Annotated in this window: 20 protein-coding genes; 14 read left to right on the top strand and 6 right to left on the bottom strand. The window is 62.3% G+C overall.

Features of this window, described 5'->3' with window-relative positions; genetic code table 11:
- Window positions 1–59 precede the first annotated feature (59 nt).
- Window positions 60–959 carry a PA4780 family RIO1-like protein kinase gene (locus A7K61_RS17545; protein ID WP_003188241.1) on the bottom strand — a complete coding sequence of 300 codons (900 nt, stop codon included), beginning with the start codon at window positions 957–959 and terminating at the stop codon, window positions 60–62.
- A 134-nt stretch (window positions 960–1,093) separates the two neighbouring features.
- Entirely contained in the window at window positions 1,094–2,371 is a 1,278-nt protein-coding gene (locus A7K61_RS17540) for an acetyl-CoA C-acetyltransferase (RefSeq protein ID WP_069558030.1), read from the bottom strand.
- 113 nt (window positions 2,372–2,484) lie between these two features.
- Between A7K61_RS17540 and A7K61_RS17535 the strand changes: the two genes are divergently transcribed.
- From A7K61_RS17535 to A7K61_RS17520, 4 genes are all read left to right on the top strand, one after another.
- Window positions 2,485–3,837, top strand: a complete 1,353-nt coding sequence (locus tag A7K61_RS17535) for a 3-oxoacyl-ACP reductase (RefSeq protein WP_069558029.1) — start codon at window positions 2,485–2,487, stop codon at window positions 3,835–3,837.
- A 2-nt stretch (window positions 3,838–3,839) separates the two neighbouring features.
- Window positions 3,840–4,688 (top strand): MaoC/PaaZ C-terminal domain-containing protein, encoded by an 849-nt coding sequence (locus A7K61_RS17530; RefSeq protein ID WP_069558028.1) that lies wholly within the window; start codon window positions 3,840–3,842, stop codon window positions 4,686–4,688.
- Window positions 4,689–4,989: 301 nt separating this feature from the next.
- Entirely contained in the window at window positions 4,990–6,780 is a 1,791-nt protein-coding gene (locus A7K61_RS17525) for a collagen-like triple helix repeat-containing protein (protein ID WP_044271156.1), read from the top strand.
- A gap of 186 nt (window positions 6,781–6,966) precedes the next feature.
- Window positions 6,967–8,649, top strand: a complete 1,683-nt coding sequence (locus A7K61_RS17520; RefSeq protein WP_069558027.1) for a ShlB/FhaC/HecB family hemolysin secretion/activation protein — start codon at window positions 6,967–6,969, stop codon at window positions 8,647–8,649.
- Between the two features lie 131 nt (window positions 8,650–8,780).
- Here A7K61_RS17520 and A7K61_RS17515 read toward each other — a convergent pair whose 3' ends face one another.
- Both A7K61_RS17515 and A7K61_RS17510 read right to left on the bottom strand, forming a co-directional pair.
- Window positions 8,781–9,185: a response regulator gene (locus A7K61_RS17515; RefSeq protein WP_069558026.1), complete on the bottom strand. Its 405-nt coding sequence runs from the start codon at window positions 9,183–9,185 to the stop codon at window positions 8,781–8,783.
- 53 nt (window positions 9,186–9,238) lie between these two features.
- Window positions 9,239–9,436, bottom strand: a complete 198-nt coding sequence (locus tag A7K61_RS17510) for a Flp family type IVb pilin (RefSeq protein ID WP_019818340.1) — start codon at window positions 9,434–9,436, stop codon at window positions 9,239–9,241.
- A gap of 336 nt (window positions 9,437–9,772) precedes the next feature.
- On the opposite strand from A7K61_RS17510, the gene cpaB reads away from it, so the two are divergent.
- From cpaB to A7K61_RS17470, 8 genes are read left to right on the top strand one after another with little or no spacing between them, the layout of a single operon-like run.
- A complete protein-coding gene (gene cpaB / locus A7K61_RS17505) occupies window positions 9,773–10,717 on the top strand; it encodes a Flp pilus assembly protein CpaB (protein ID WP_044271150.1) in 945 nt (314 codons plus the stop codon).
- 19 nt (window positions 10,718–10,736) lie between these two features.
- A complete protein-coding gene (locus tag A7K61_RS17500) occupies window positions 10,737–11,942 on the top strand; it encodes a type II and III secretion system protein family protein (protein ID WP_044271148.1) in 1,206 nt (401 codons plus the stop codon).
- Window positions 11,939–13,132 carry a Flp pilus assembly protein TadZ gene (locus A7K61_RS17495; protein WP_003188228.1) on the top strand — a complete coding sequence of 398 codons (1,194 nt, stop codon included), beginning with the start codon at window positions 11,939–11,941 and terminating at the stop codon, window positions 13,130–13,132. The genes A7K61_RS17500 and A7K61_RS17495 overlap by 4 nt, the downstream gene beginning before the upstream one ends.
- A complete protein-coding gene (locus tag A7K61_RS17490; protein ID WP_044271145.1) occupies window positions 13,129–14,400 on the top strand; it encodes a CpaF family protein in 1,272 nt (423 codons plus the stop codon). Before A7K61_RS17495 ends, A7K61_RS17490 begins: the two co-directional genes overlap by 4 nt.
- A gap of 9 nt (window positions 14,401–14,409) precedes the next feature.
- Window positions 14,410–15,291, top strand: coding sequence for a type II secretion system F family protein (locus A7K61_RS17485; protein ID WP_044271143.1), 882 nt, complete (start codon window positions 14,410–14,412; stop codon window positions 15,289–15,291).
- A 1-nt stretch (window position 15,292) separates the two neighbouring features.
- Window positions 15,293–16,180, top strand: a complete 888-nt coding sequence (locus A7K61_RS17480; protein WP_069558025.1) for a type II secretion system F family protein — start codon at window positions 15,293–15,295, stop codon at window positions 16,178–16,180.
- 10 nt (window positions 16,181–16,190) lie between these two features.
- A complete protein-coding gene (locus A7K61_RS17475) occupies window positions 16,191–16,916 on the top strand; it encodes a tetratricopeptide repeat protein (RefSeq protein WP_069558024.1) in 726 nt (241 codons plus the stop codon).
- 10 nt (window positions 16,917–16,926) lie between these two features.
- Entirely contained in the window at window positions 16,927–17,196 is a 270-nt protein-coding gene (locus tag A7K61_RS17470) for a DUF3613 domain-containing protein (RefSeq protein ID WP_047712481.1), read from the top strand.
- A 115-nt stretch (window positions 17,197–17,311) separates the two neighbouring features.
- On the opposite strand, the gene A7K61_RS17465 is transcribed toward A7K61_RS17470, so the two are convergent.
- Both A7K61_RS17465 and A7K61_RS17460 read right to left on the bottom strand, forming a co-directional pair.
- Window positions 17,312–18,097 (bottom strand): response regulator transcription factor, encoded by a 786-nt coding sequence (locus tag A7K61_RS17465; protein ID WP_047712480.1) that lies wholly within the window; start codon window positions 18,095–18,097, stop codon window positions 17,312–17,314.
- Window positions 18,098–18,168: 71 nt separating this feature from the next.
- Window positions 18,169–18,672, bottom strand: a complete 504-nt coding sequence (locus A7K61_RS17460; RefSeq protein ID WP_047712479.1) for an A24 family peptidase — start codon at window positions 18,670–18,672, stop codon at window positions 18,169–18,171.
- A gap of 71 nt (window positions 18,673–18,743) precedes the next feature.
- Between A7K61_RS17460 and A7K61_RS17455 the strand changes: the two genes are divergently transcribed.
- Window positions 18,744–19,181, top strand: coding sequence for a TadE/TadG family type IV pilus assembly protein (locus A7K61_RS17455; RefSeq protein ID WP_003188217.1), 438 nt, complete (start codon window positions 18,744–18,746; stop codon window positions 19,179–19,181).
- The gene (locus A7K61_RS17450; RefSeq protein WP_069558023.1) at window positions 19,178–21,919 is read left to right on the top strand and encodes a PAS domain-containing sensor histidine kinase; all 2,742 of its coding nucleotides are present in this window, start codon (window positions 19,178–19,180) and stop codon (window positions 21,917–21,919) included. Before A7K61_RS17455 ends, A7K61_RS17450 begins: the two co-directional genes overlap by 4 nt.
- Window positions 21,920–21,960 lie beyond the last annotated feature (41 nt).

The raw sequence follows: 21,960 nt of genomic DNA, 5'->3' as shown, positions 1-21,960 counted from the left end.
CACCAAGGTGTCTGCATCGCAGGCAAGCCAGCTCCCACATTGGAACGCGCCGTTGTGAGTTACTGCATCCAAGGCGGCGGCGGTGGCTCGTCCGGTACTTTGCTCGGTGGCGCATCATCCGCTGCGCGAATCGCCTGGCGACGCTCTTCATCCAGCCGCGCCGCTTCGATTTCGCGGATCACACCGCCCACATCCGCCAGTTCTTCCGGCTCGTCGAACTCACCGGTCAACACACTGGCCGGGTGCAGGGTGCCGGCTTCATACAGCGCCCACATTTCCTTGGCGTACTTGGTCTTCTTCAACTCCGGGGCAAAACGCCCGAAGTAGGAAGCCATGTTGCCGACGTCACGCTCCAGCATGTTGAAGGCGTGGTTGTTGCCCGCCGCATCCACCGCCTGGGGCAGGTCGATGATCACCGGGCCCGTAGGCGTGAGCAGTACGTTGAACTCGGACAGGTCACCGTGCACCAGGCCGGTGCACAGCATCAGCACGATCTGGGAGATCAGGAAGGCGTGGTATTCGCGCGCCTGGTCCGGGTCCAGCACGACGTCATTCAGACGCGGCGCCGCATCGCCGTATTCGTCGGCCACCAGTTCCATCAACAGCACGCCTTCAAGAAAGTCGTACGGCTTGGGCACGCGAACGCCCGCACCGGCCAGGCGGAACAGTGCCGCCACTTCAGCGTTCTGCCAGGCATCTTCGGTTTCTTTCTTGCCGAACTTGGAGCCCTTGGCCATGGCTCGCGCCTGGCGGCTGTTACGGACCTTACGGCCTTCCTGGTATTCGGACGCCTGACGAAAACTTCGTTTATTCGCCTCCTTGTAAACCTTGGCGCAACGCAATTCATTGCCGCAGCGCACCACATAAACAGCTGCTTCTTTACCACTCATCAGAGGGCGCAGCACTTCGTCGACCAGACCGTCTTCGATCAGGGGTTCAATGCGTTTAGGAGTCTTCATCAGCTTTTATTGTGGGTCCTGTATTACCAAACACGCGTGTGGCACTCGTTATACGGCAATCGGCTCGCCGGGGGGAGAGGCTACTGACCTCTGACCCCTTCAGAATGCATTCAATGGGCCAATTTTATCGGCAATCAGCGTTCGATTATCGCCGTCACGCCTTGACCACCGGCGGCACAAATGGAAATCAGCCCACGGCCCTTGCCCGCCGTATCCAACAATTTAGCCAAGTTGGCGACGATCCGCCCACCGGTGGCGGCAAACGGATGGCCCGCCGCCAGGGAACTGCCCTTGACGTTGAGCCGGCTGCGGTCGATCGACCCCAGCGGTGCGTCCAGGCCCAGGCGGGTCTTGCAATAGTCGGCGTCTTCCCAGGCCTTGAGCGTGCACAGCACTTGGGCGGCGAAGGCTTCGTGGATTTCGTAGTAATCAAAGTCTTGCAAGGTGAGGCCGTTGCGCGCCAGCAAGCGTGGCACCGCATACACCGGCGCCATCAACAGGCCCTCGGCGCCGTGGACAAAATCCACCGCCGCTGCTTCGCCATCACGCAGGTAAGCCAGGATTGGTAGCCCACGCTCCTTGGCCCACGCCTCGCTGCCCAGCAGCACCAGAGAGGCACCATCGGTCAGCGGTGTGGAGTTTCCCGCGGTGAGCGTGCCCTTTTCGCTGCGCTCGAAGGCCGGCTTGAGGCTGGCGAGTTTTTCCAGGGTCAGGTCGGGGCGCAGGTTGTTGTCGCGGGTGAGGCCGAGAAAGGGCGTAAGCAAATCGTTGTGCCAGCCTTCGGCGTAGGCCGCCGCCATCTTCTGATGGCTCTCCAACGCCAGCTGGTCCTGCTCGGCGCGGGGGATCTGCCAGGTCTGGGCCATCAGCTCGCAGTGCTGACCCATGGACAAACCGGTGCGCGGTTCGCCGTTGCGCGGCAGTTCCGGCTTGAGGTGCTGGGGACGAAGTTGTAACAGAACTTTTAATTTGTCCGCCATGGATTTACTGCGGTTGGCTTTGAGCAGCAACTTGCGCAGCCCTTCATTCACACCAATCGGCGCATCCGAGGTGGTGTCCACCCCGCCGGCAATGCCGCATTCGATCTGGCCCAGGGCAATTTTATTGGCCACCAGCAGCGCCGCCTCCAGCCCCGTGCCGCAGGCTTGCTGGATGTCATACGCAGGGGTTTGCGGTGACAGGCGCGAGCCGAGCACGCATTCACGCGTCAGGTTGAAATCACGGGAATGCTTGAGCACCGCGCCGGCGGCCACCTCGCCCATGCGCAGGCCGTGCAGGTTGTAGCGCTCGATCAGGCCTTCCAATGCGGCGGTCAGCATCGCCTGGTTACTCGCCGTGGCGTAGGGGCCATTGGAACGGGCGAAAGGAATGCGGTTACCGCCAATGATCGCTACACGGCGCAATTGAGTCATGGAAAGCTCCCTTGTGGTGGTGGGTGGAATCATCAAGCCTAGCCTAGGCTCAATCGAACGACTGCCACCCCAGGGTGGTCAACCTTTGAACCCCAGCCTTCGGAGAGCGTTCCATGTCTGACCGTTATATCGACTTCGCCAACTCAAGCCTCGGCCATCGCCTGGTCGCCGCCATTGGCCTGCCGTCACCGGTACGCCTGGAACGCTGGCAAGCCGGACGCCTGCGCCCGGTCGAAGGCGCACTGCTGCTGGGCGGTGGCGCATTGGCAACCCAGGTGCTGGCGTTTGCCAACCGACTCACCGACGCCGTCTACCGCTACGGCGCCGAAGCCTCGACAGCGCCCGCGTGGATTCCCGGGCACGGCCCCAAGCTCAAGGCGGTGGTGTTTGACGCCAGCGGTTTGCAGCACACCGACCAGCTCAAGCAACTGCGTGAATTCTTCCAGCCGCTGCTGAAAAACCTCGACCACAGTGCCCACCTGGTGATCCTTGGCCGGGCGCCGGAAAGCCTCAGCGATCCGTTCGCCGCCAGCGCCCAGCGCGCCCTGGAAGGCTTCAGCCGCTCCCTAGCCAAAGAGTTGCGCAGCGGTGGCGTGCTGCAGTTGCTGTACGTGGGCGAAGGTGCCGAAGACCAGTTGGAAGGCGCGTTGCGGTTTTTCCTCTCGCCCAAAAGCGCGTACATCTCCGGCCAGGTGATTCGCCTGGCGGCCTGCGATACCCCGGTGCAAGACTGGACGCGCCCGCTGGCCGGGCGCAAGGCGTTGGTGACCGGCGCCGCCCGAGGCATCGGTGCCTCCATCGCCGAAACCCTGGCCCGCGACGGCGCCGAGGTCATTGTGCTCGATGTGCCCCAGGCCAAGGCCGACCTCGAAGCCCTGGCCGCGCGTCTGAATGCGCGCACGGTGGTGCTGGATATCTGCGCTGAAGATGCCGCCCGCCAACTGGCTGAACACCTGCCAGACGGGCTCGACATCCTGGTGCACAACGCCGGCATCACCCGCGACAAAACCCTGGCCAACATGACCCCGGAATACTGGGACGCGGTGCTGGCGGTCAACCTCAACGCGCCGCAAGTGCTGACCAAGGCCCTGCTCGACAGCGGTACCCTGCAAGACAACGCACGGGTGATATTGCTGGCCTCCATCAGTGGCATTGCCGGCAACCGTGGGCAAACCAACTATGCCGCGAGCAAGGCCGGATTGATCGGCCTGGCTCAAGCCTGGGCGCCGCTGTTGAAGGAGCGTGGGATCAGCATCAACGCCGTCGCGCCCGGGTTTATCGAAACCCAGATGACCGCGCATATTCCCTTCGCCCTTCGCGAGGCCGGGCGCCGCATGAGCTCCCTGGGCCAAGGTGGCTTGCCTCAGGATGTGGCCGAAGCCGTCGCCTGGCTGAGCCAGCCGGGTTCCGGTGCGGTCAGCGGCCAGGCGCTGCGGGTGTGTGGGCAAAGTCTTCTGGGAGCGTGAGCATGCAATGGCAAACGTTGGACAGCACCCCGTCTCTACTGCCGCTGTACTGGCGTGCGGCGCTCAAGCGCAAGATCACCGGCAGCACATTGCCCGAACGTGGGTTGCGCTGCCGGATGAGTGTCAACCCCAGCGCCGTTGCGGCGTACCGCAAGGTGTGCGGCTTTGCTGACAGCCCGATGCTGCCGGCGACTTATCCGCATATCCTCGCGTTCGGCCTGCAACTGCAATTGCTGACGGACAAGACGTTTCCATTTCCGCTGCTGGGGTTGATCCACCTGCGCAATCGCATCCGTATTCATCGGCCTCTAGGTGGAGTGGGTGACGTGAGTGTCGGCGTTTACGCACGCAATCTCAGCCCCCATCCCAAGGGGGCCACCTTTGACATCGTGACGGTCGTGGAGGATGCCCTCGGGCTCTTGTGGGAAGCCGAAAGCCAAATGTTATGTCGGGGCGTGAAGCTTGAAGGCGAAGCTGCGGACAGCGGATTGCAGACTCAGGGCACGCTCACCGAACTGACGCGCTGGAAAGCGCCCACTGACATAGGCCGCCGCTACGCCCGCGTGTCCGGCGACTACAACCCCATCCACCTTAGTGCGCCTACCGCCAAGCTGTTCGGTTTTCCCCAGGCCATCGCCCACGGGTTGTGGAACAAGGCGCGCACCCTCGCGGTGCTGGCAGAACACTTGCCGGCCGCCAATATTGAAATCGACGTCGAGTTCATGAAGCCGGTGCGCCTGCCCAGCGAAGTGATATTGATGAGCAGCGCGGCCGGTTCCAGCGGTGGGTTGGAACTCAAAGGCGCTGGGGATATTCAACATATGCTTGGGAAGTGGCAGCCGATTGCCTGAAAACCCCTGATTAATTGTATATATACACCCTAAGTTATAGCGGACCTTACGAGGTCCGCCTTTATTTACAACGCTTTGATTTTGCTCATATAAAAATCCTGAAACATCCCTCCATTACACCTTTGGTATTAGTCATTAAGCCGACGATGGCCGGATGTATATAAATCGTTAATACCAAGTTGAGCATTGCGTGAAAGAGTGCCCTGGCCTGAGATAGCCACACGGACAAACCTATCGTTATCCAAAGAAATAACGAGGGTTTGAAACAACCAAGGTTGTACCAGGTGCAAGGAACTCAATCATGAAAACTCAAGTCGTGTTTTGGAAAGCAAGTACCGCGCTGGCCCTCGTTCTGGCAATGAGCCTGGGCGGCTGCAGCAGCGGTGGTGGCGGGCATAAATCCAGCGTGGCGGCGTCCTCGCCGGATGCGGGTGCAGGTGCCGGGAGCGGTGATGGCGGCACGGGCGGCGGCACGGGCGGGACTGGCGGTGGCACTGGCGGCACTGACGGCGGTACCGGTGGGACTGGCGGTGGCACTGGCGGCACTGACGGCGGTACCGGTGGGACTGGTGGTGGCACCGGCGGCACTGACGGCGGCACGGGTGGAACTGGTGGTGGCACCGGCGGCACTGACGGCGGCACGGGTGGAACTGGTGGTGGCACTGGCGGCACTGGCGGTGGCACCGGCGGGACTGGCGGCGGCACCGGCGGGACTGGCGGCGGTACCGGCGGGACTGGTGGTGGCACCGGCGGGACTGGCGGGACTGGCGGCGGAACAGGTTCGACCACTACCCCACTGATCACCGGCCAGATCGCCGGCACCCTCGGCACCACCGTAGGCAATGTAGGCGCAGCAGTGGGTGATCTCGGAGGCGCCTTGACCCCTGTTCCAATCGTCGGCACTACAGCAGGCGGCCTGGTCACCTCGGTCGGCACTGCGGTCACCACCATCGGTACAGGAGTTACAACAGGTCTGGGTTCCCTGGGGACCAATACCAACTCGCTGGGCATTACGGTTGCAGGTGTCGGCGGCGGCGTCGCTGACTTGGGCGGCGGCCTGTCGACTACCGGCCAATCGTTGTCGACAACCCTTGGGGGCGTCCCCGTCGTTGGCGGCCTCACAGGTGGTGTAGGCACTGCAGTAGGTGGCGTCGTGGATAAAGTCGGTACCGCCGTGACCATGCTCGGCGACACCCTCAGCACAGCCAGCACCACCGGCCCGCTGGGTTCGTTGACCAACACCCTGGGCGGCCAAGTGTTGGTGCCTGTAGTGTCGTTGGTGGAAAACACCACCGGCAACCTCGGCACGGCAACCGGCCTGGGCACGCCAGTCAGTGGTGTGCTGGATAAAGTTGGCACCACCGTAGCGAGCCTGGGCACTCAAGTCACTACCGCGGGTGGTGCAAGCAACCCTGTGACCAATGTCGTCGGCGGCGTGCTGACTGGCGTCGGTGGTGCACTCGATACATCCGGCGGGTATGTCGCGCCAACCGGCGGCACCGCAGCTGCCGGTCTACCCGAGTTGATCGGCGGCGTGGTAGCCAACGTAGGCACCGGCCTGAATGCGGGCAACACCAACGGCACGGTCAGTGCAGCCGGTGTAACCGGCGGCGCATTGGGCGGTACCATTGCCTCGGTGGGCACCGTCCTCGGCGGCACGGGTGTCGCCAACACTGGCGCCACCGCACCACTCGCCACCGTATCCACCACTGTCGGCGCCGCCTTGAACCCCGTGACCTCCGGCGTCACCACACTGACGCAAAACGTAGGTACCACCACCGGTATCGGTACTCCGGTGGACGGTTTGGTGACTCAAGTCGGCGGCGCAGTCAGCAGCTTGGGTACCAACCTGACGGCAGCCAATGCCAGCCCGATCACCAACGCGGTAGGCACCACCGTCACAGCGGTAGGCGGTACGGTAGCCTCGGTGGGAGGCCTGGTAACCGGCGGCACCACTGGCACCAGCGGTGGCCTGCTCGGCGGCCTGAACATCGGCGCCACCACTACCACCACAGGCACGGCCACAACCACAGGCGGCACTACAGCCACAGGCGGTCTGGGCGGTTTGTTGAACGGCCTGACCGGCAAATAGAAATGCACCTGGCCGATTAGACGGCCTCCCCTACAGCGCCTACGCTTGGTTGAGACGAGAGACCTTTAATAAGTCTCTCGTCTTTTTTATGGGCGGCGACACGCTTTATCACTCGCCACCCTCCCGAACCGAGTCCCAGAACTCGGCGGGCCCGAAGCGCTGCTGCAGTTGACCATGGAGTGTCCTATGCGCGTGTTGACGCCGTTGTTATTGCTCACCCTCAGTGCCTACGCCCAGGCCGAGACCCTTCCCAGCTTTCTTAACAGCAACGACACTGTCCGCACCCTGCCGGTGCCCAACCTGCCCGCCGACGCCTATCGACCGCCCACGTCGAAAACCCAGGTACCCGAGGCGCCGCCGACTGCCGGCCAACCGCTGTTGATGGACACCAAGGTCACCATTCGCAAGTTGCAGATCGAAGGCGGAACGGTCTACCCGCTCGCCGAGACGGCACAGGTATATGCGCCGTTGATTGGACGGGAAACCAACCTTGCGCAACTGATCGAAGCGACCCGTGGCATCACCCGCCGCTATCAGGAGGATGGCTACCTGCTGTCCTACGCGTTCCTGCCGCAACAGAACTTCGAAAACGGCCTGGTTCGCGTGGTATTGGTGGAGGGCTATATCAAGGACTATCAACAAACCGGCGACATCGGTTCGGTGTCGGCCTATGTCGATAAGCTCGCGCAAAAGCTCCTGGCTGAGCGCCCGCTGACCCGCAAGACGTTCGAGCGCTACACCACGCTGATGAGCCGCATCCCCGGCCTCAGCGTACAGGCGCAAGTACCACCACCGGGCACCACCGATGGCGCCACGCATATGCAGATCCAGGCCAGCCGCAAACCTTTCACCACCAGCATGAGCCTGGTGCAGAAAAGCCGTGGCGGCACGCAAGCGCTGCTGAGCGCCACCAGCAATTCCCAGACGGCCATGGGCGAGCAGCTCAGCGTGAGCGGCCTGTTCCCACCCGGCGAGGACAAAGAGCATTACTACCGCGTGGACTACAACCAGTTCATCAACGCCGAGGGCACCCAACTGGCGCTCGCCGCCGAACGCTATCGCGCCGACCCCAACAGCAGCGTGCAACTGGACGGCGGCTTTGAACTCAAGCCGCACCAGTCCATCGACCGCTACTCCATTGGCCTGAGCCATCCGTTCATTGCCTCCCCTACCGAGTCACTTACCCTGGGCACGCGCCTGTACGCGGTCGACCAGACCACGCGCTACAAACTGGTGGGTTTCCCGCTGAGCTTCGACATCGAATCCAACCTGCGTGCCCTGGCCTTCGAAGGCGATTGGCGCAAGGCCGACGCGCAACGCCTGCGCATCATCAGTGCTGGCCTGTACCAGGGCATTGACGGTCTGGGCGCCAAGGCTCGCAGTGACCTGGGCGTGGCCAAGCCCGACCTCGACTTCTTCCGCCTGCGCCTTTCCGGCGTGCAAAGCGACAAGTTCTTCGACAACTGGCAAGGCGTGCTCTCCGGTGCGCTGTACTGGAGCGACAACACCCTGCCCGACAGCGAACGCGTGACCTTCGGCGGGCAGAATTTCGGCCGTGGCTACCCTGACGACCAAGGCTCGGGCGACAAGGGCTGGGGGGTGGCGTACGAGGTCAACTACAGCTTCAACCGCACCGGCAACTGGGTGAAGATTCTGCAACCCTACGTAGTAGTCGACCGCGCCAAATCCTGGTTCAACGACCTGCCAGTCAAGGCCAACGACATGTCCTCGGCGGCGGTGGGTCTACGCTTTGGCGACAAGAAGTACTACAACATCGCGCTGGAGGCGGCCAAACCAATGTCGGATATCGCCCTGGACAGCTTCAACCGCAGGCCGCGGTATACGCTGAGTTTCAGTTATCAACTGTGAAGCTGTGGCGAGGGAGCTTATGTGGGAGCGGGCTTGCTCGCGAAGGCGGTGTATCAGTCAATGAATCTTTAACTGAACCACCGCTATCGCAGGCAAGCCAGCTCCCACATTTAATAAGCGGTGCCGGTCCGTTACCGACCAGGTGTAGAGAGGGGAAACAGGTTGTTGAGGGTATCGAGCAAGCGCACCAGGTAGATAGGTTTGCGAAACAGATCCAGCACCTGCAAGCGCAGCATATCGCTGACATCATCCATTTCTGCATGACCCGACATCACGATCACAGGCAACTGCGAACGTGAGGTGTGTTCGCGCAGACGCTTGATCAAGGAGATACCACTTTCCTCAGGCATGCGCAGATCGGTGATGACCAGGGCGATATCAGGGTGAAGTGTCAATTCTTGCAGGGCGAAGGTGACGGAGTTCGCGGTGAAACAGACGAACCCCTCGTTTTCGAGGGATTCGGCCAACTCGACCAGCGCATCCTCCTCGTCATCCACCAATAGGATTTTTTGGCGGGATGACGAAAGGGTGCTCATGGGCAGTACCTGATAAATAAGACCACCAAGATAACAACCGAAAGCATCGACGGTTAGGCCGCTGGCGTTAATGCAACGACTACCTTATCTAAAACGCCCTTGATTTTTTCGCCAAGCCCAGTGCCAACACCCACTATTACCAACGCAACTATCGCCACAATAATCACATATTCAATGGCCGACGCCCCGTCTCTACGGCGCAGGAATAACTGAGCGTGAATGTAAAATTTCAAGAACAGGTCAAGGATCATAGGAGATCTCCTTCATGCGCCACAAAGCGCCGATACAGCTGGCCCGCACAATGATTGCCGTGTGCCACTAGAGCATTGTCAACAAATTTAACACTCACAACTGTAAGAACGAATTAATCACAAAGTATTAGTCGCCGCGCCAGCCCCACAAATCCGTTATTTACAGCCCCCGCTTTAACCGCGCAGATAAATTTTTCATTCAGTAATGGCAATTTGTCCTAGCTGGGCTACCTTCAAATAGCCAAATCGTTAGTTGTTCATCACAGCCCAGTTGCGAATTTAACTCGTTTGGATTAACGGGAATAAAAGCAGTGCAACAGGATAGGGAGCGCCGTCATGAACAGTCGTATCAGCATGGTCCTGGCTGGCTTGCTGCTTATCGGAGCCCTGGTTGCAGGGTATTGGGGCCTGGTGCTGAGTCGTCCACCGGCACCCTCCGTAGCGCCCTCGCCAGCACCTGTCATTTCCGTTGAAAAAACCGTTGCCGTCGTGGAAGACCAAACCCGCCAGCCGGTCGTGGTGCTGGTGCATGCGGTTGCGCCTTTTGTACCCCTCACGGCTGCCGATGTCGCCGTGGAAAAACTGCGCACCGTGCCGGCTGGCAGCCTGACCAGCGTTGACCAGGCCATCGGCCGCACGCCCTTGCGGGCCCTGGGTGCCGGCACCTGGCTCAATGATGAGAGCTTCACCGCCGGCGGCCCCCTGGCCCGCATGATTCGTACAAACGAACGAGCGCTGGCCGTCGCCGTCGATGAGGTCATCGGTGCCGGTGGCCAGTTGAGCCCCGGCGATTACGTGGATGTCTTGCTGTTCTTGCGCCAGGACAATGCCAATGCCGAGCAGTCGGCGCAGGTGGTCATCCCGGCGATTCGCCTGCTCAGCGTCGGTGATCAGTTGGGCTTGGCCAACGACGGCACCCCGGCGGTGCCGCCACCCGCCACCGCCGAAGAACGCGCCCAGGCCGCCCAACGCCGCACCGCCGCGCGCAGTGTGGTGCTGGCGGTGCCCGAACCCTTGCTGAGCCGGCTGATGCTCGCCTCCCAAGCCGGCACGCTGCGCCTGGCCGTGCGCAGTGCCGACGAACAACTGCTCAGCCGCTACTGGGCCGGCGAAAGCGACACGCCAGACAAGGTGCAAAGCGCCAACCGCGATCTCTACCAATTCACCCAATTGGCCCTCAGCGGCCCGCCGAAAAAAATCACCCCCGCGGTGGCCGACACCGGCCAACGTCGGGGCGTCGAAGTGATTCGCGGCGCAGCGGCAGCACAACCTACCCCCTGATTGAACAAGGATGCCTTGAATGAGCCAACGCTACGCTCAATTGGCCTTGGCCTTGATGCTGCCGTGCCTGCCCCTGGGCATGGCGATGGGCGCATCGGGCAGCTGCAACGCCCTGGGCCAGTTGCCCGCCGTGATCGAGGTGGGCGAAGGCTTGCAAACCGAGCTGCAATCGCCGGTAGCGATTACGCGCCTGGCCATCGGCGACCCGAAAATCGCCGACGTGCGGGTCAACGGCGACCGCCACTTCCTGCTCACCGGCGTCGGCAGCGGGGCCACCAGCCTGATGGTGTGGACCGGCTGCTCGACCACGCCGCGCCAGAGCATGGTGTTCGTCAAGGGCAAGGCCACCTCGGCGCTGACCAGCCAATCGCTGTCGCCCTCCGAAGACCCGACGCTGCCCAGCCAGGTGCAGACCGATATCCGCTTCGTCGAAGTCAGCCGCACCAAGCTCAAGGAGGCCAGCACCAAGATCCTCGGCATGGGCAACAACTTTTTCCTCGGCAGCCCGAGCTTGCTGTCCCCTTCAGAGGGCATCTTCAAATTGCCGGTGAGCGCCGAAAACTTCAACATCGGGTTTGGCGGTGGCCGAGTCAAGGCACTGATCAACGCCCTGGAAAGCAGCGGCTTTGCCTACACCCTGGCACGCCCGAGCCTGGTGGCCATGAGCGGCCAGAGCGCGACCTTCCTGGCCGGCGGCGAAGTGCCGATTCCGGTGCCCAGTGCCGGCAGCGATACCATCACCATCGAGTACAAGGAATTCGGCATTCGCCTGACCCTCACGCCCACGGTCATCGACCACAACCGCATCGCCTTGAAAGTCGCCCCGGAAGTCAGCGAGCTCGATTACAACAACGCGATCCGGATCCAGGGCATCCAGGTACCCGCCCTCACCGTCCGGCGCACCGACACCAGCGTGTCGTTAGCCGACGGCGAAAGCTTCGTGATCAGCGGCCTGATCAGCAGCACCAACCGCTCCACCATCGCCAAGCTGCCGGGCCTGGGCGACATCCCGATCATTGGTGCTTTCTTCCGCGACTCCAATATCAACAGTGAAGAAAAAGAACTGCTGATGATTGTCACGCCGCATCTGGTGCAGCCACTGGCCGCCAATGCGCAGTTGCCGTCGCTGCCCGGCGAAAAACTGCGCACCTACGACCCGAATTGGTTCCGCCTGTTCTTCCTGGAAAACGGCAACTTCGACCGTCGCAGTGGACTTTCCCAATGAGCGATAGCCTGAGCCAGACCTTCCTGGCAATCACCCGCAACAGCACCGACCTGGAATGGCTCCAGGGCGCGCTGGCGCCCCTTGGCCAAGTGATCAGCGTGGGCGGCGGCAGCCTGGATGAATTGCTGGCACTGGTGGACGTGACCTTCGCCAACTTGGTGTTCGTGGGTCTGGACCGTGAACACCTGGTGGCCCAGAGCGCCTTGATCGAAGGCGCCCTGGAAGCCAAGCCGATGTTGGCGGTGGTGGCCTTGGGCGACGGCATGGATAACCAGTTGGTACTCAACGCCATGCGTGCCGGCGCCCGGGATTTTGTCGCCTATGGCTCGCGCTCCAGCGAAGTGGCCGGGCTGGTACGGCGCTTGAGCAAGCGCTTGCCACCCACCGCACCAAACGCTCATCTCGGCGGCCTCACCGTGCTCTACGGTGCCCAGGGCAATACCGATGGCGCCCTGCTGGCGAGCCACCTGGCAATGGTGGTGCAAAAGAGTGGCCAGCAGACGCTGATGCTCGACCTCGGCCTGCCCAAGGGTGACAGCCTGGCGCTGCTGGGCCTGGACAGCACCTTCAATTTCGGCGACGCCTTGCGCCACCTGCGCCGCCTGGACGCCACCCTGATCAACAGCGCGTTCACCAGCACCGACGATGGCCTGCGCATCCTCGCCTACGCCGCCAGCGATGAGCCCCTGGAAATGACCAGCGCCGCCGAGCTGTACATGTTGCTCAGCGCCTTGCGCCAGCACTTCCAGCACATCGTGGTCAACCTCACCGGGCAAGCCGACAGCGAAGCCCTGCGCACCTTTGTCAGCCACTGCGACAAGTTGCTGTGGTGCACCGACCAGGGCGTGCTCGACTGTCGGCGTAACCTGGCGGTGCTGAACCTGTGGCGCGAAAAAGGCATGAAGCTCGACCATGCCAAGCTGCTCGTCGATCGCTACATCAAAGGCTGTGCCCCCGACACCGAAGCCCTGGAAAAAAGCTTCGGCCTGGAGTGCATCGCCGTGCTGCCCCTGAGCCCAGAAGTGCGCCTGAACGCCAAGAACCAGGGGCAAAGCCTGTTCACCCTGGCCCCACGCGAAGCCTTGACCCAAGCCCTGCGCCACCTGGGCGAGCGCCTGGCCAAACGCACCGAAGGCTTGGATAAACCTTCGACACGCTGGTTCGAACGCCTGCTGGGGACGAGTCGATGAACAGCGAAAAACTCTTCGGCGCCCCGGCCCGTGGGGCAGCCGCGCACAACGACCACGACGGCCTGAAACTGGTGCTGCATCGCTACATCATCGATGCCATCGAAGAGTCGGGCCAGAACCTGCTGGAAGGCTCGCGCCAATCCCTGGCGCAATTTGTCATCGACAAAGTGGCCGAATACATCACGCGCATGCACCTGGCGATCTCGCGTTATGAGATGGAGCGCCTGGCTGAGGAAATCGTCGATGAGCTGACCGGCTTCGGCCCGCTGGAAGTGCTGCTGCGCGATGTGTCGATCACCGAGATTCTGGTCAACGGCCCGCACCGGGTGTTTATCGAGCGTGACGGGGTGCTCCACCAGAGCGACCTGCGTTTTATCGATGCGCACCATGTAGAACGCGTGATGCAGCGCATTCTCGCGCCCCTCGGAAGGCGCCTGGATGAGTCGTCGCCGATGGTCGATGCGCGCTTGCCCGATGGCAGCCGGGTCAATGCGATCATCCCGCCGATTGCCCTGGACGGCCCGTGCCTGTCGATCCGTAAGTTTCGCAAGGACATGCTCAAGAGCAGCGACCTGGTGGCGATGCAAACCATCGACCACAACATCTTCGAGTTCTTCCAGGAGGCGGTGGGCAAGCGCTGCAATATCCTCATCAGTGGCGGCACCGGCACCGGCAAGACCACGCTGCTCAATATCCTCAGCCAATTGATCAACCCCCACGAACGCCTGGTCACCATCGAAGACGTGGCCGAGCTGCAACTGGGCCACCCCCATGTGGTGCGCCTGGAAACCCGCCCGCCCAATGCCGAAGGGCATGGCGAGGTCAAGGCCAGCGACCTGATCCGCAACGCCCTGCGGATGCGCCCGGACCGCATCATCCTTGGCGAGATCCGTGGCGTCGAAGTGCTCGACGTGATGACGGCCATGAACACCGGCCATGACGGATCCATGAGCACCGTGCACGCCAACAATGCCCAGGACGCGCTGTTGCGCCTGGAAACCCTGGTAGGCCTGACCGGCCGTGTGGTAGCGGAGAAAACCCTGCGGCAGATGATCTGCGCCGCACTGGATGTGGTGGTTCAACTGACGCGCCTGCCCGATGGGCGCCGTTGCGTCAGCGAGGTGGTGGAAGTGGTGGGCGTGCGCGACGACGTGTATGTCACCAACACCCTGTTCCGCCTCGACCGCCGTACCGGTTTCGGCTTCCTGCGCGAAGCGCTCAACCCGGCCGGCGACAAGCTGCGGCGCGAATCGGCATTGCCGTTGTAGAGAGGCCTCATGACCGGACTTGTCTTGCTGCTCATTTGCGTCCTGCTGATCAGCCTGTCCGTCTGGCTGTTCCAGCGCGGGCTGCGCCAGGCCGGCACCGACCGGGTGCTGGAGCGGCTCTCCGATGGCCAGCCGGTGCCCCAGGAGCCGAACGGCAGCTGGGTCGCGCTGGAGCGCATGTTCCAGCGCGCCGGCCTGGGCAAGCCCACCGACCGCCTGGGGTTGTGGTTGAGTGGCTGGGCGGTGGGCATGTTGCTGGGTTACCTGCTGGCCGGCGGGCTGGGCCTGTTGGTGATGCTGACCATGCCGCCGTTGCTGCTGCGGGTGTATATCGCCTGGCGCTACCAACGGCGGGTGCAGCGCATGATCGAACAATTACCGCAACTGCTGGACCACAGCGTGCGCAGCCTCAAGTCCGGGCGCACCCTGGCGGACGCCGTGCTGGGCGCGATCGACAGCACCGAAGCGCCGCTCAAACAGGCCATGAGCCGCATCCAGCGTAACGTGCAGATGGGCGTAAGCCTGCCCGAATCCGTCAGTGACTTTGCCGAGTTCTATGAACGCGATGAGTTCCGCCTGTTTGCCCTGGGTTTGAAGGTCAACCACCGCTACGGCGGCAACGCCAGCGAGCTGCTGGAAAACCTGATCAAGATGATTCGCGAGCGTGAACAGGGCGCCCGCCAACTCAAGGCCATGACCGGCGAAACGCGCATGACCGCGTATGTGCTGGCGGGCTTGCCCATCGCCATGGTCGGCTACTTTTTGATGGTCAACCCGGGCTACCTGATGAGCATGTGGAACGACGGTACCGGGCGCTACCTGCTGCTGGCCGCGGCGGCGCTCGACATCACGGGCACCTTCGTCATGTGGCGCATGTTGCGGAGTATCTGAGATGGCCATCCTGATCTGCATCCTGTTGTCGCTCGCCGCCGTCGCCTTGATCGTCGGCAACCTGCTGGAGCAACGGCGCCGTCAACGCCTGGTCAGCCAACGCCTGCAAGGCCAACTGACCCGCGAGGACAAACTCGGCAGCCTGATGCGCCAACTGGGCGCCAGCGCCGTGGCCCAGCGCTCGGTCAGCCTGGACAACGAAACCCAGATCCTGCTCAACCGCGTCGGCTGGCGCAAAGCCAACCAGCGCTCCATGTTTGCCGCTTTCCAGATCGGCGTGCCCGTCGTGCTGCTGGGCTCGACCCTGCTCGGCCAGCAACTGCTGTTTCCCCATGCTGGCTCGCCCTGGATTGCCCCGGCGATTGCCCTGGGCATCGGTTACCTGCTGCCCAAGCGCATCCTGGCCCTCAGCGCGAAATACCGCCAGGAGCGCATCGCGCGGGAAATTTCCACCTTCATTCCGTTGCTGCGCATCCTGTTCGAATCCGGCATGGCGGTTGAGCAATCGCTGCGGGTGTTGAGCACCGAAGCCCAGCGCTTGCTGCCAGACCTGACCCATGAACTGCGCCTGATCCTGGTAAGGGTCGACTCTGGCCTGGAGCTGTCCGAAGAGTTGGGCAAGACCGCACGCCTGCTGGCCGTGGATGAGTTCACCGACACCTGCATCATTCTTCAGCAGTTGATCCACCAGGGCGGCGGCGCGATGAAATCCTTGCTGGCCCTCAAGCAGTTGCTCGACGACCGCCGCCTGACCCGTCTGCAGGAATACATCTCGAAGATGTCCGCGAAGATGTCCGTGGTGATGATGGTGTTCCTGTTTCCCGCCTTGCTGATCGTGCTTGGGGGGCCGGCGATGATCGCCATTTCCCGAGCCTTGAATAACTTTTGAGGAGCCTGCCATGAAACCACTGATCGTCGCCTTGAGCCTGCTGATGCTGGGCGGCTGTGCCAGCAATGGCCAGGTTCCGTGGGCCGGGTTGCTGGCACCGGGCAGTTGCCCCAAGCCCAGCTCCGACCAGGAGCTGTCGCTGAACCTGGCCGATGACATGGCCAACGAAGGCAAACTGCACGCCAGCCTCGCCAACCTGCAAAACCTGCCCAGCGCCCTGCCCCAGGTTCGTCAACGCCAGGCCCGTGCCTATCGCTTGCTGGGCCGCCCTGACGCCGAGCCGTTGTACCGCAGCCTGCTGGGCACTTGCCTGGCCGCCGACGGTGAGCACGGCCTGGGGCAACTGGCATCGGCCAAGGGCGACAACGGCCAGGCCATGGCCCACCTGCAACGCGCGGCAAGGCTGGCGCCCACCGACGAAAAAATCCGCAATGACCTGGGCGTGGTCTACCTCGACCAACGGCGCCTGGAAGACGCACGCTTTGAATTCATGACCGCCATCGAGCTCAAGCAGAGCGATCAACTGGCGGCGGTCAACCTGGTGACGTTACTGATCTACCAAGACAACTGGGAGCAAGCCGCGAAAGTGGTCGGCCAACTCGGCTTGAGCCCCGAGCAGGTGACCCGGGCCCAGGCGCGGGCGCAACACCTCAAGGAGGCTGGCACGGCACCGCAGCGTCCAGTCAAAGATCAGGTAGCGGTGGTCAGCGACACGCTGCCGGCCTCTGTGAAATAAGGAGTCGATGATGAAATTCCATTACCTCGCCGGCCTTGCCTGCCTGGCCCTGCCCCTTCTCGCTTCGGCCATCGAAGCGGGGCCGTCTTCACCCCGGCAGGCAGAAACGGAAAACTGGATGGCGCTGCAACTGAGCGGTCGCGCAGCCTCGGCCAACCCGCAAAAAACCACGCCGGCAGAACGCGAGCAGGCGCTCAAGCGTTGGCTGGACAGCAACAAGCACCCGATCCCGGAGTTCTTTGATCAGAAAGTAGGCGGCACTGCGCAGGGCAGCAAATAACCACTGTAGGAGCGAGCTTGCTCGCGAAAAACGTCAACGATAACGCGTGCATCCTGGGTAACCGCGTTGTCTAGGTGTTTTTCGCGAGCAAGCTCGCTCCTACAGTAGGGCGGTACTAGTGCGCCGTGACCCGCTGGCCCATCGCCGAGTTGTTCGGTGACAACGCCAGCGCCAACTGCGTGCGGTTATGCATATGGGTCAGGCGCAATACCTGGGACACATACAGCTTGACCGTGTTCTCGGTAATCCCCAGCTCACAGGCAATCTGGTAGTTGGTCTGGCCCTTGCCCACCAGGCGTGCCACGTCCAACTGGCGCGGTGACAGTTGATTGAAGATCGCCGGGATCTCCACCGGCCCGGCGTCATCGGCCGATGAGTCCCCGTCATGGTCCTGGGGCGTCGGGTTGCGGCGCACCTTGTCCAAGTCCATATACAAGTCGTTGATGGATTCGGACAGGTACTGCAACTTCTGGTTGAGCGTGCCCAGTTGCAGGTCTTTTTGTCGTTCCTCCAAGGCCGCTTCCTGGCGCTTGAGGCCTTCGAGCAATTCATCGAGGTTGATCGGCTTCTGGTAGTAATCGGCGATACCCGCACGCAGGGCCTTGATCACATCCTGCTTGTCGGCGCGCCCGGTGAGCATGATCGCTTCGAACGCACGATGTTTACCGGCGATCCGTTGCAGCGCCTGCACCAGCTCGATGCCGTCCATGTCCGGCATATGCAGGTCACACAGCACTAAACCGATCTGAAGGTCTTCCTTGAAACGCTGGACAGCTTGCTCACTGGACTCGCACGGGACACAACGGTACCCGCTGCTTTCAAGAAATTCACAGAGCTCCTCCACGATTAAGGGTTGATCGTCGACAACGAGCACTTTTACTGCAGACGTAAGCTTGTTCACGCGCTACTCCATGCCTGGCAAGCCAAATGATGACCTATCCTTTCTGACGAAAAGTCCTACACCGCTACTCATTAAACGTAGACGTACTTTCCGACTATGTACATAGCATTAATCAACTCGTGCGACTGATGGATCCAAAACCAGCTGCCGGCAAAACCTGTCAAAACGAAGGGTGCAAAAGGCTGTTTTGTTGACGCTGGCCCTGCCCGTTCAACGCGGTTTGAGCTAAGCCCTTGATGCATAAGTGTCCAGGCCACCATGGCGATGCCCGCACCGATCAGCGCCCCGAGCAGGTACTCGATATTGGAGGCCAGCGCCAGGGCGGCGAGCAACTTCACATCCCCTGCGCCAAAGCGGCCCAACGCATAGCCCGGCAAGGTCAGCACCAGCGCCAAAGCCAGGGCCAGGCCGCCCTCGCTGGGGGGCGCGCCCAGCCACGTCGACCCCGCCCACAGCAGGTAAATCAACGCCAGCAGCCCGACGCCCAGGGTCAACGTATTGGCAATCTGGCGCTGGCGAATATCCTGCACGGCACATACGCCCAACCACAGCACAATCACTAGCGTCTGGATCACGTAAAAAACATCCCTTTTGGCTGAATGATTCTATGCTGATATCAAGTACTCGCCTCAGGGTAGACGCAGTCATGAAATCGAGCCTCCCGAGAAAGCAAAAAGGTGCTGCGGCGATCGAGTTTGCCTTGGTCTTCGTGATTTTCTTTGCGGTGTTCTACGGCATGCTCAGCTACAGCTTGCCGCTGCTGTTGATGCAGTCATTTCATCAAGCCGCGGCCGAAGGGGTACGCCGCAGTGTGTCCCTGGACCCCAGCACCGCCGGCTATTCGGCCCTGGTTGTGCAACGCGCCAAGGATGCAGCCCAGGCCCAGTTGAACTGGATCCCCGGCTCATTGAAGTTCTTGCCCGGCTATATCACCGCCACCTACACCAATAATTTGCTGACGGTGAAGATCACCTACCCCTCGGCCAATATCAAAGCGGTCTTGCCGGCCCTGGTGTTGCCTGGGGTGGGTACCGTACCCAACCTGCCCACCAACCTCACCGCCACCTCGAGCCTTCAGTTTTGACGACAGGGGATAAATTGTTCGCACGCCTGCGCGGGCTTACCAGCGCCCTGGCTCTGGACGCGCCAACGACGCCCGCGCCGGGCCTGCAAGTGCAACTGGACAACCTGGGCAGGGTGCTGAGCATCACGGGCGCCTTGAGGCCTTTGCTTGCCCAGCATCTTGCCAATGCGCCCAACCCACCCTTGCAGACCTTGCTGTGTGCCGACAGCGCGCTGAGTGTCGAGGGCACGCCGCAGGAGTGGCAACGACACGGCCTGGATCTGGACTTCCAGGGCGCCGCCGGCCAGGTCCTGCATACCCGCGGCTGGCTCGAGCCAGAGGGCGACGCCTGGGCCCTGCACCTGCTGGACATCACAGACCTGCTTGCCGACCGGGCACGGGTGCAGCAACGCGAACAGAACCACCAACTCGCCGCCCTGATGAGCGAACAGCTGCGCGTTTGCAGTTTCAGCCGCCTGCATCACGTGTTCAGCGAACACCTGCGCAGCGTGGCCCAGCGCTGGAGCATCCCCTGCGTCGCCATCGCACTGCTCGATGAAGATGACCAGGGCTGGCGCATCTACAGCCAATACGCTGCCCACGACGCCCCAGCCTTGTGGCAAACCGGGCAGCATCTGGGCACCAGCCTGGACAGCATCAACGGCAACACGCCACTGAGCCTGGACATTGCCCAGGGCCGCAGCGACAACCCGCGCCTGCGCAGTGTGTTTGGCAATGCCGACGGTTTCCTGGTGCCGTACCGCGACAGCCATGGTGCCGCCGCGTGGCTGCTGTGTGGTTTCTACAACGGCCAGGCACACCACACCGGCGAGCGTGACTGGCTGAACCTGTGCGCAGCACTCGCCGCGCCGCTGCTGGGCCGCCTGCGCGAACAGCGTCACCACCAGCAACTGGAACGCGTGGAAGCCCTGCAAGGCCTGCTCGGCACTGGCTGGTGGGAACTGTTGCCCGTCACCCAGGAAATCCAACTGGCGCCACAATTGCTGCGCAACCTGAGCCTGGACGACGGCCCCACCCGCCAACCCCTCGGCACCTGGCTCGAACTCATCCACCCCGCCGACCGCCAGGCCCTCAACAGCCGCCTGCAAGACCTGCAAGCCCTGGGCAAGCCACTGCTGACCAGCGTGCGCTTGCAACGCACCGACGCGGAACAGTCGCCCCTGTGGTACCGCATACAGGGCCAAGTGCTGGGCGCCGGCAATGAACGACGCTGGATCGGCTTCATGCTCGACATCAGCGACATCCAGAACCAACAACTGCAAGCCGCCGCCGCCCATGCGCGCCTGGACAACCTGATCGCCAGCTCACCGGCCGTTATTTACGTGCAGCGCTACGCCAACGGCGCGCTGCACCCGGCGTTTTTCAGCGCCAGCCTGTTGCCGTTGCTGGGCTGGACCTTGGCCGATTGCAACCAGGACACCCTGGCAGCGCTGATCCACCCCGACGACCGTGAACACTACTTCGAACGCACCCGCCAACTGCTGCGCGAAGGCAACGTGCGCAGCCGCTACCGCCTGCGCGACATACAAGGCAACTACCATTGGCTGCTCGATGAAGCCAAGCTGTTGCGCGACGACCTCGGCCTGCCGGTGGAAGCCGTAGGCCTGTGGCTGGACGTCACCGAGGCGACCCTGGCCGCCGAGCAGGTGCGCCAGAGCGAGGAGCGCTACCGCATCCTGGTGGAAGACTCGCCCGCGATGATCTGCCGCTACCGCCCCGACCTGATCCTCACCTTCGGCAACACGCCGCTGGCCAATTACCTGGAATGCCGACCCGAGCAATTGCCAGGCATCAACCTGGGCCAGTGGCTGTCGGATGAACAACGCGCCGCCTTTGTGCAGCGCATCCAGCAACTGACCCCGGAATTCCCGGTGAGCACCGCGGAAATCAGCCTGCAACTGCCGGGGCGCGAACATGCCTGGTGGGTGTGGTCGGACCGCGGCGTCTTCGATGAACAAGGCGCCCTGATCGAAGTGCAAGCCGTGGGCCGCGACAACACCGAAGTGCGTCGCTCCCAGCAACAACTGACCCAAAGCGCAAAAATGGCCACCCTCGGCGAAATGGCCACCGGCCTGGCCCATGAAATCAACCAGCCGCTGAACGTGATGCGCATGGCCATCGCCAATGTGCTCAAACGCCTGGGCAATGGCGACGCGCAAATCGACTACCTCACGGAAAAACTGCAACGCATCGACGCCCAGGTACAACGCGCCGCACGAGTGGTCGACCACATGCGCGTCTTCGGCCGCCGCTCGGAAATCGAGCAGCAACCCTTCGACCCGGCGCAGGCACTGGAGGGCACCCTCTCCCTGCTCAGCGAAGGCCTGCGCGGCAAAGGTGTAGACGTGCGCATCAGCCCTACCGACTTCTCGGTACAGGTCAAAGGCTATGTCGACCAACTGGAACAAGTACTGATCAACCTGATGGTCAACGCCCGCGACGCCCTGCTCAGCCAGCGAGAAAAAGACCCTGCCCTGCGCCCCTGGATTGCCCTGCACAGCGAGCACGACAGCCGCCATGTACGCATCTGGGTCGAAGACAACGCCGGCGGGATAGACCCGCGCCTGCTGGAGCGGATTTTCGAGCCGTTCTTTACCACCAAACCGATAGGCGTGGGGACCGGGCTGGGCCTCTCGGTGAGCTATGGGATTGTGGAAAACATGGGCGGACGCCTGAGCGTTACCAACGGCGAGGCCGGCGCGAGATTCTGCATCGAACTCCCCATCGCGCAGAACTAATTCAACGCTAACCACGATGCGAAGCGAGCCGCTCTTGATCT

Origin of the sequence: Pseudomonas sp. AP42 (assembly GCF_001728935.1) — a bacterium.
In the GTDB taxonomy this organism is placed as follows: Bacteria; Pseudomonadota; Gammaproteobacteria; order Pseudomonadales; family Pseudomonadaceae; genus Aquipseudomonas; species Aquipseudomonas lactis.
This window is presented reverse-complemented; position numbering and strand designations above follow the sequence as displayed.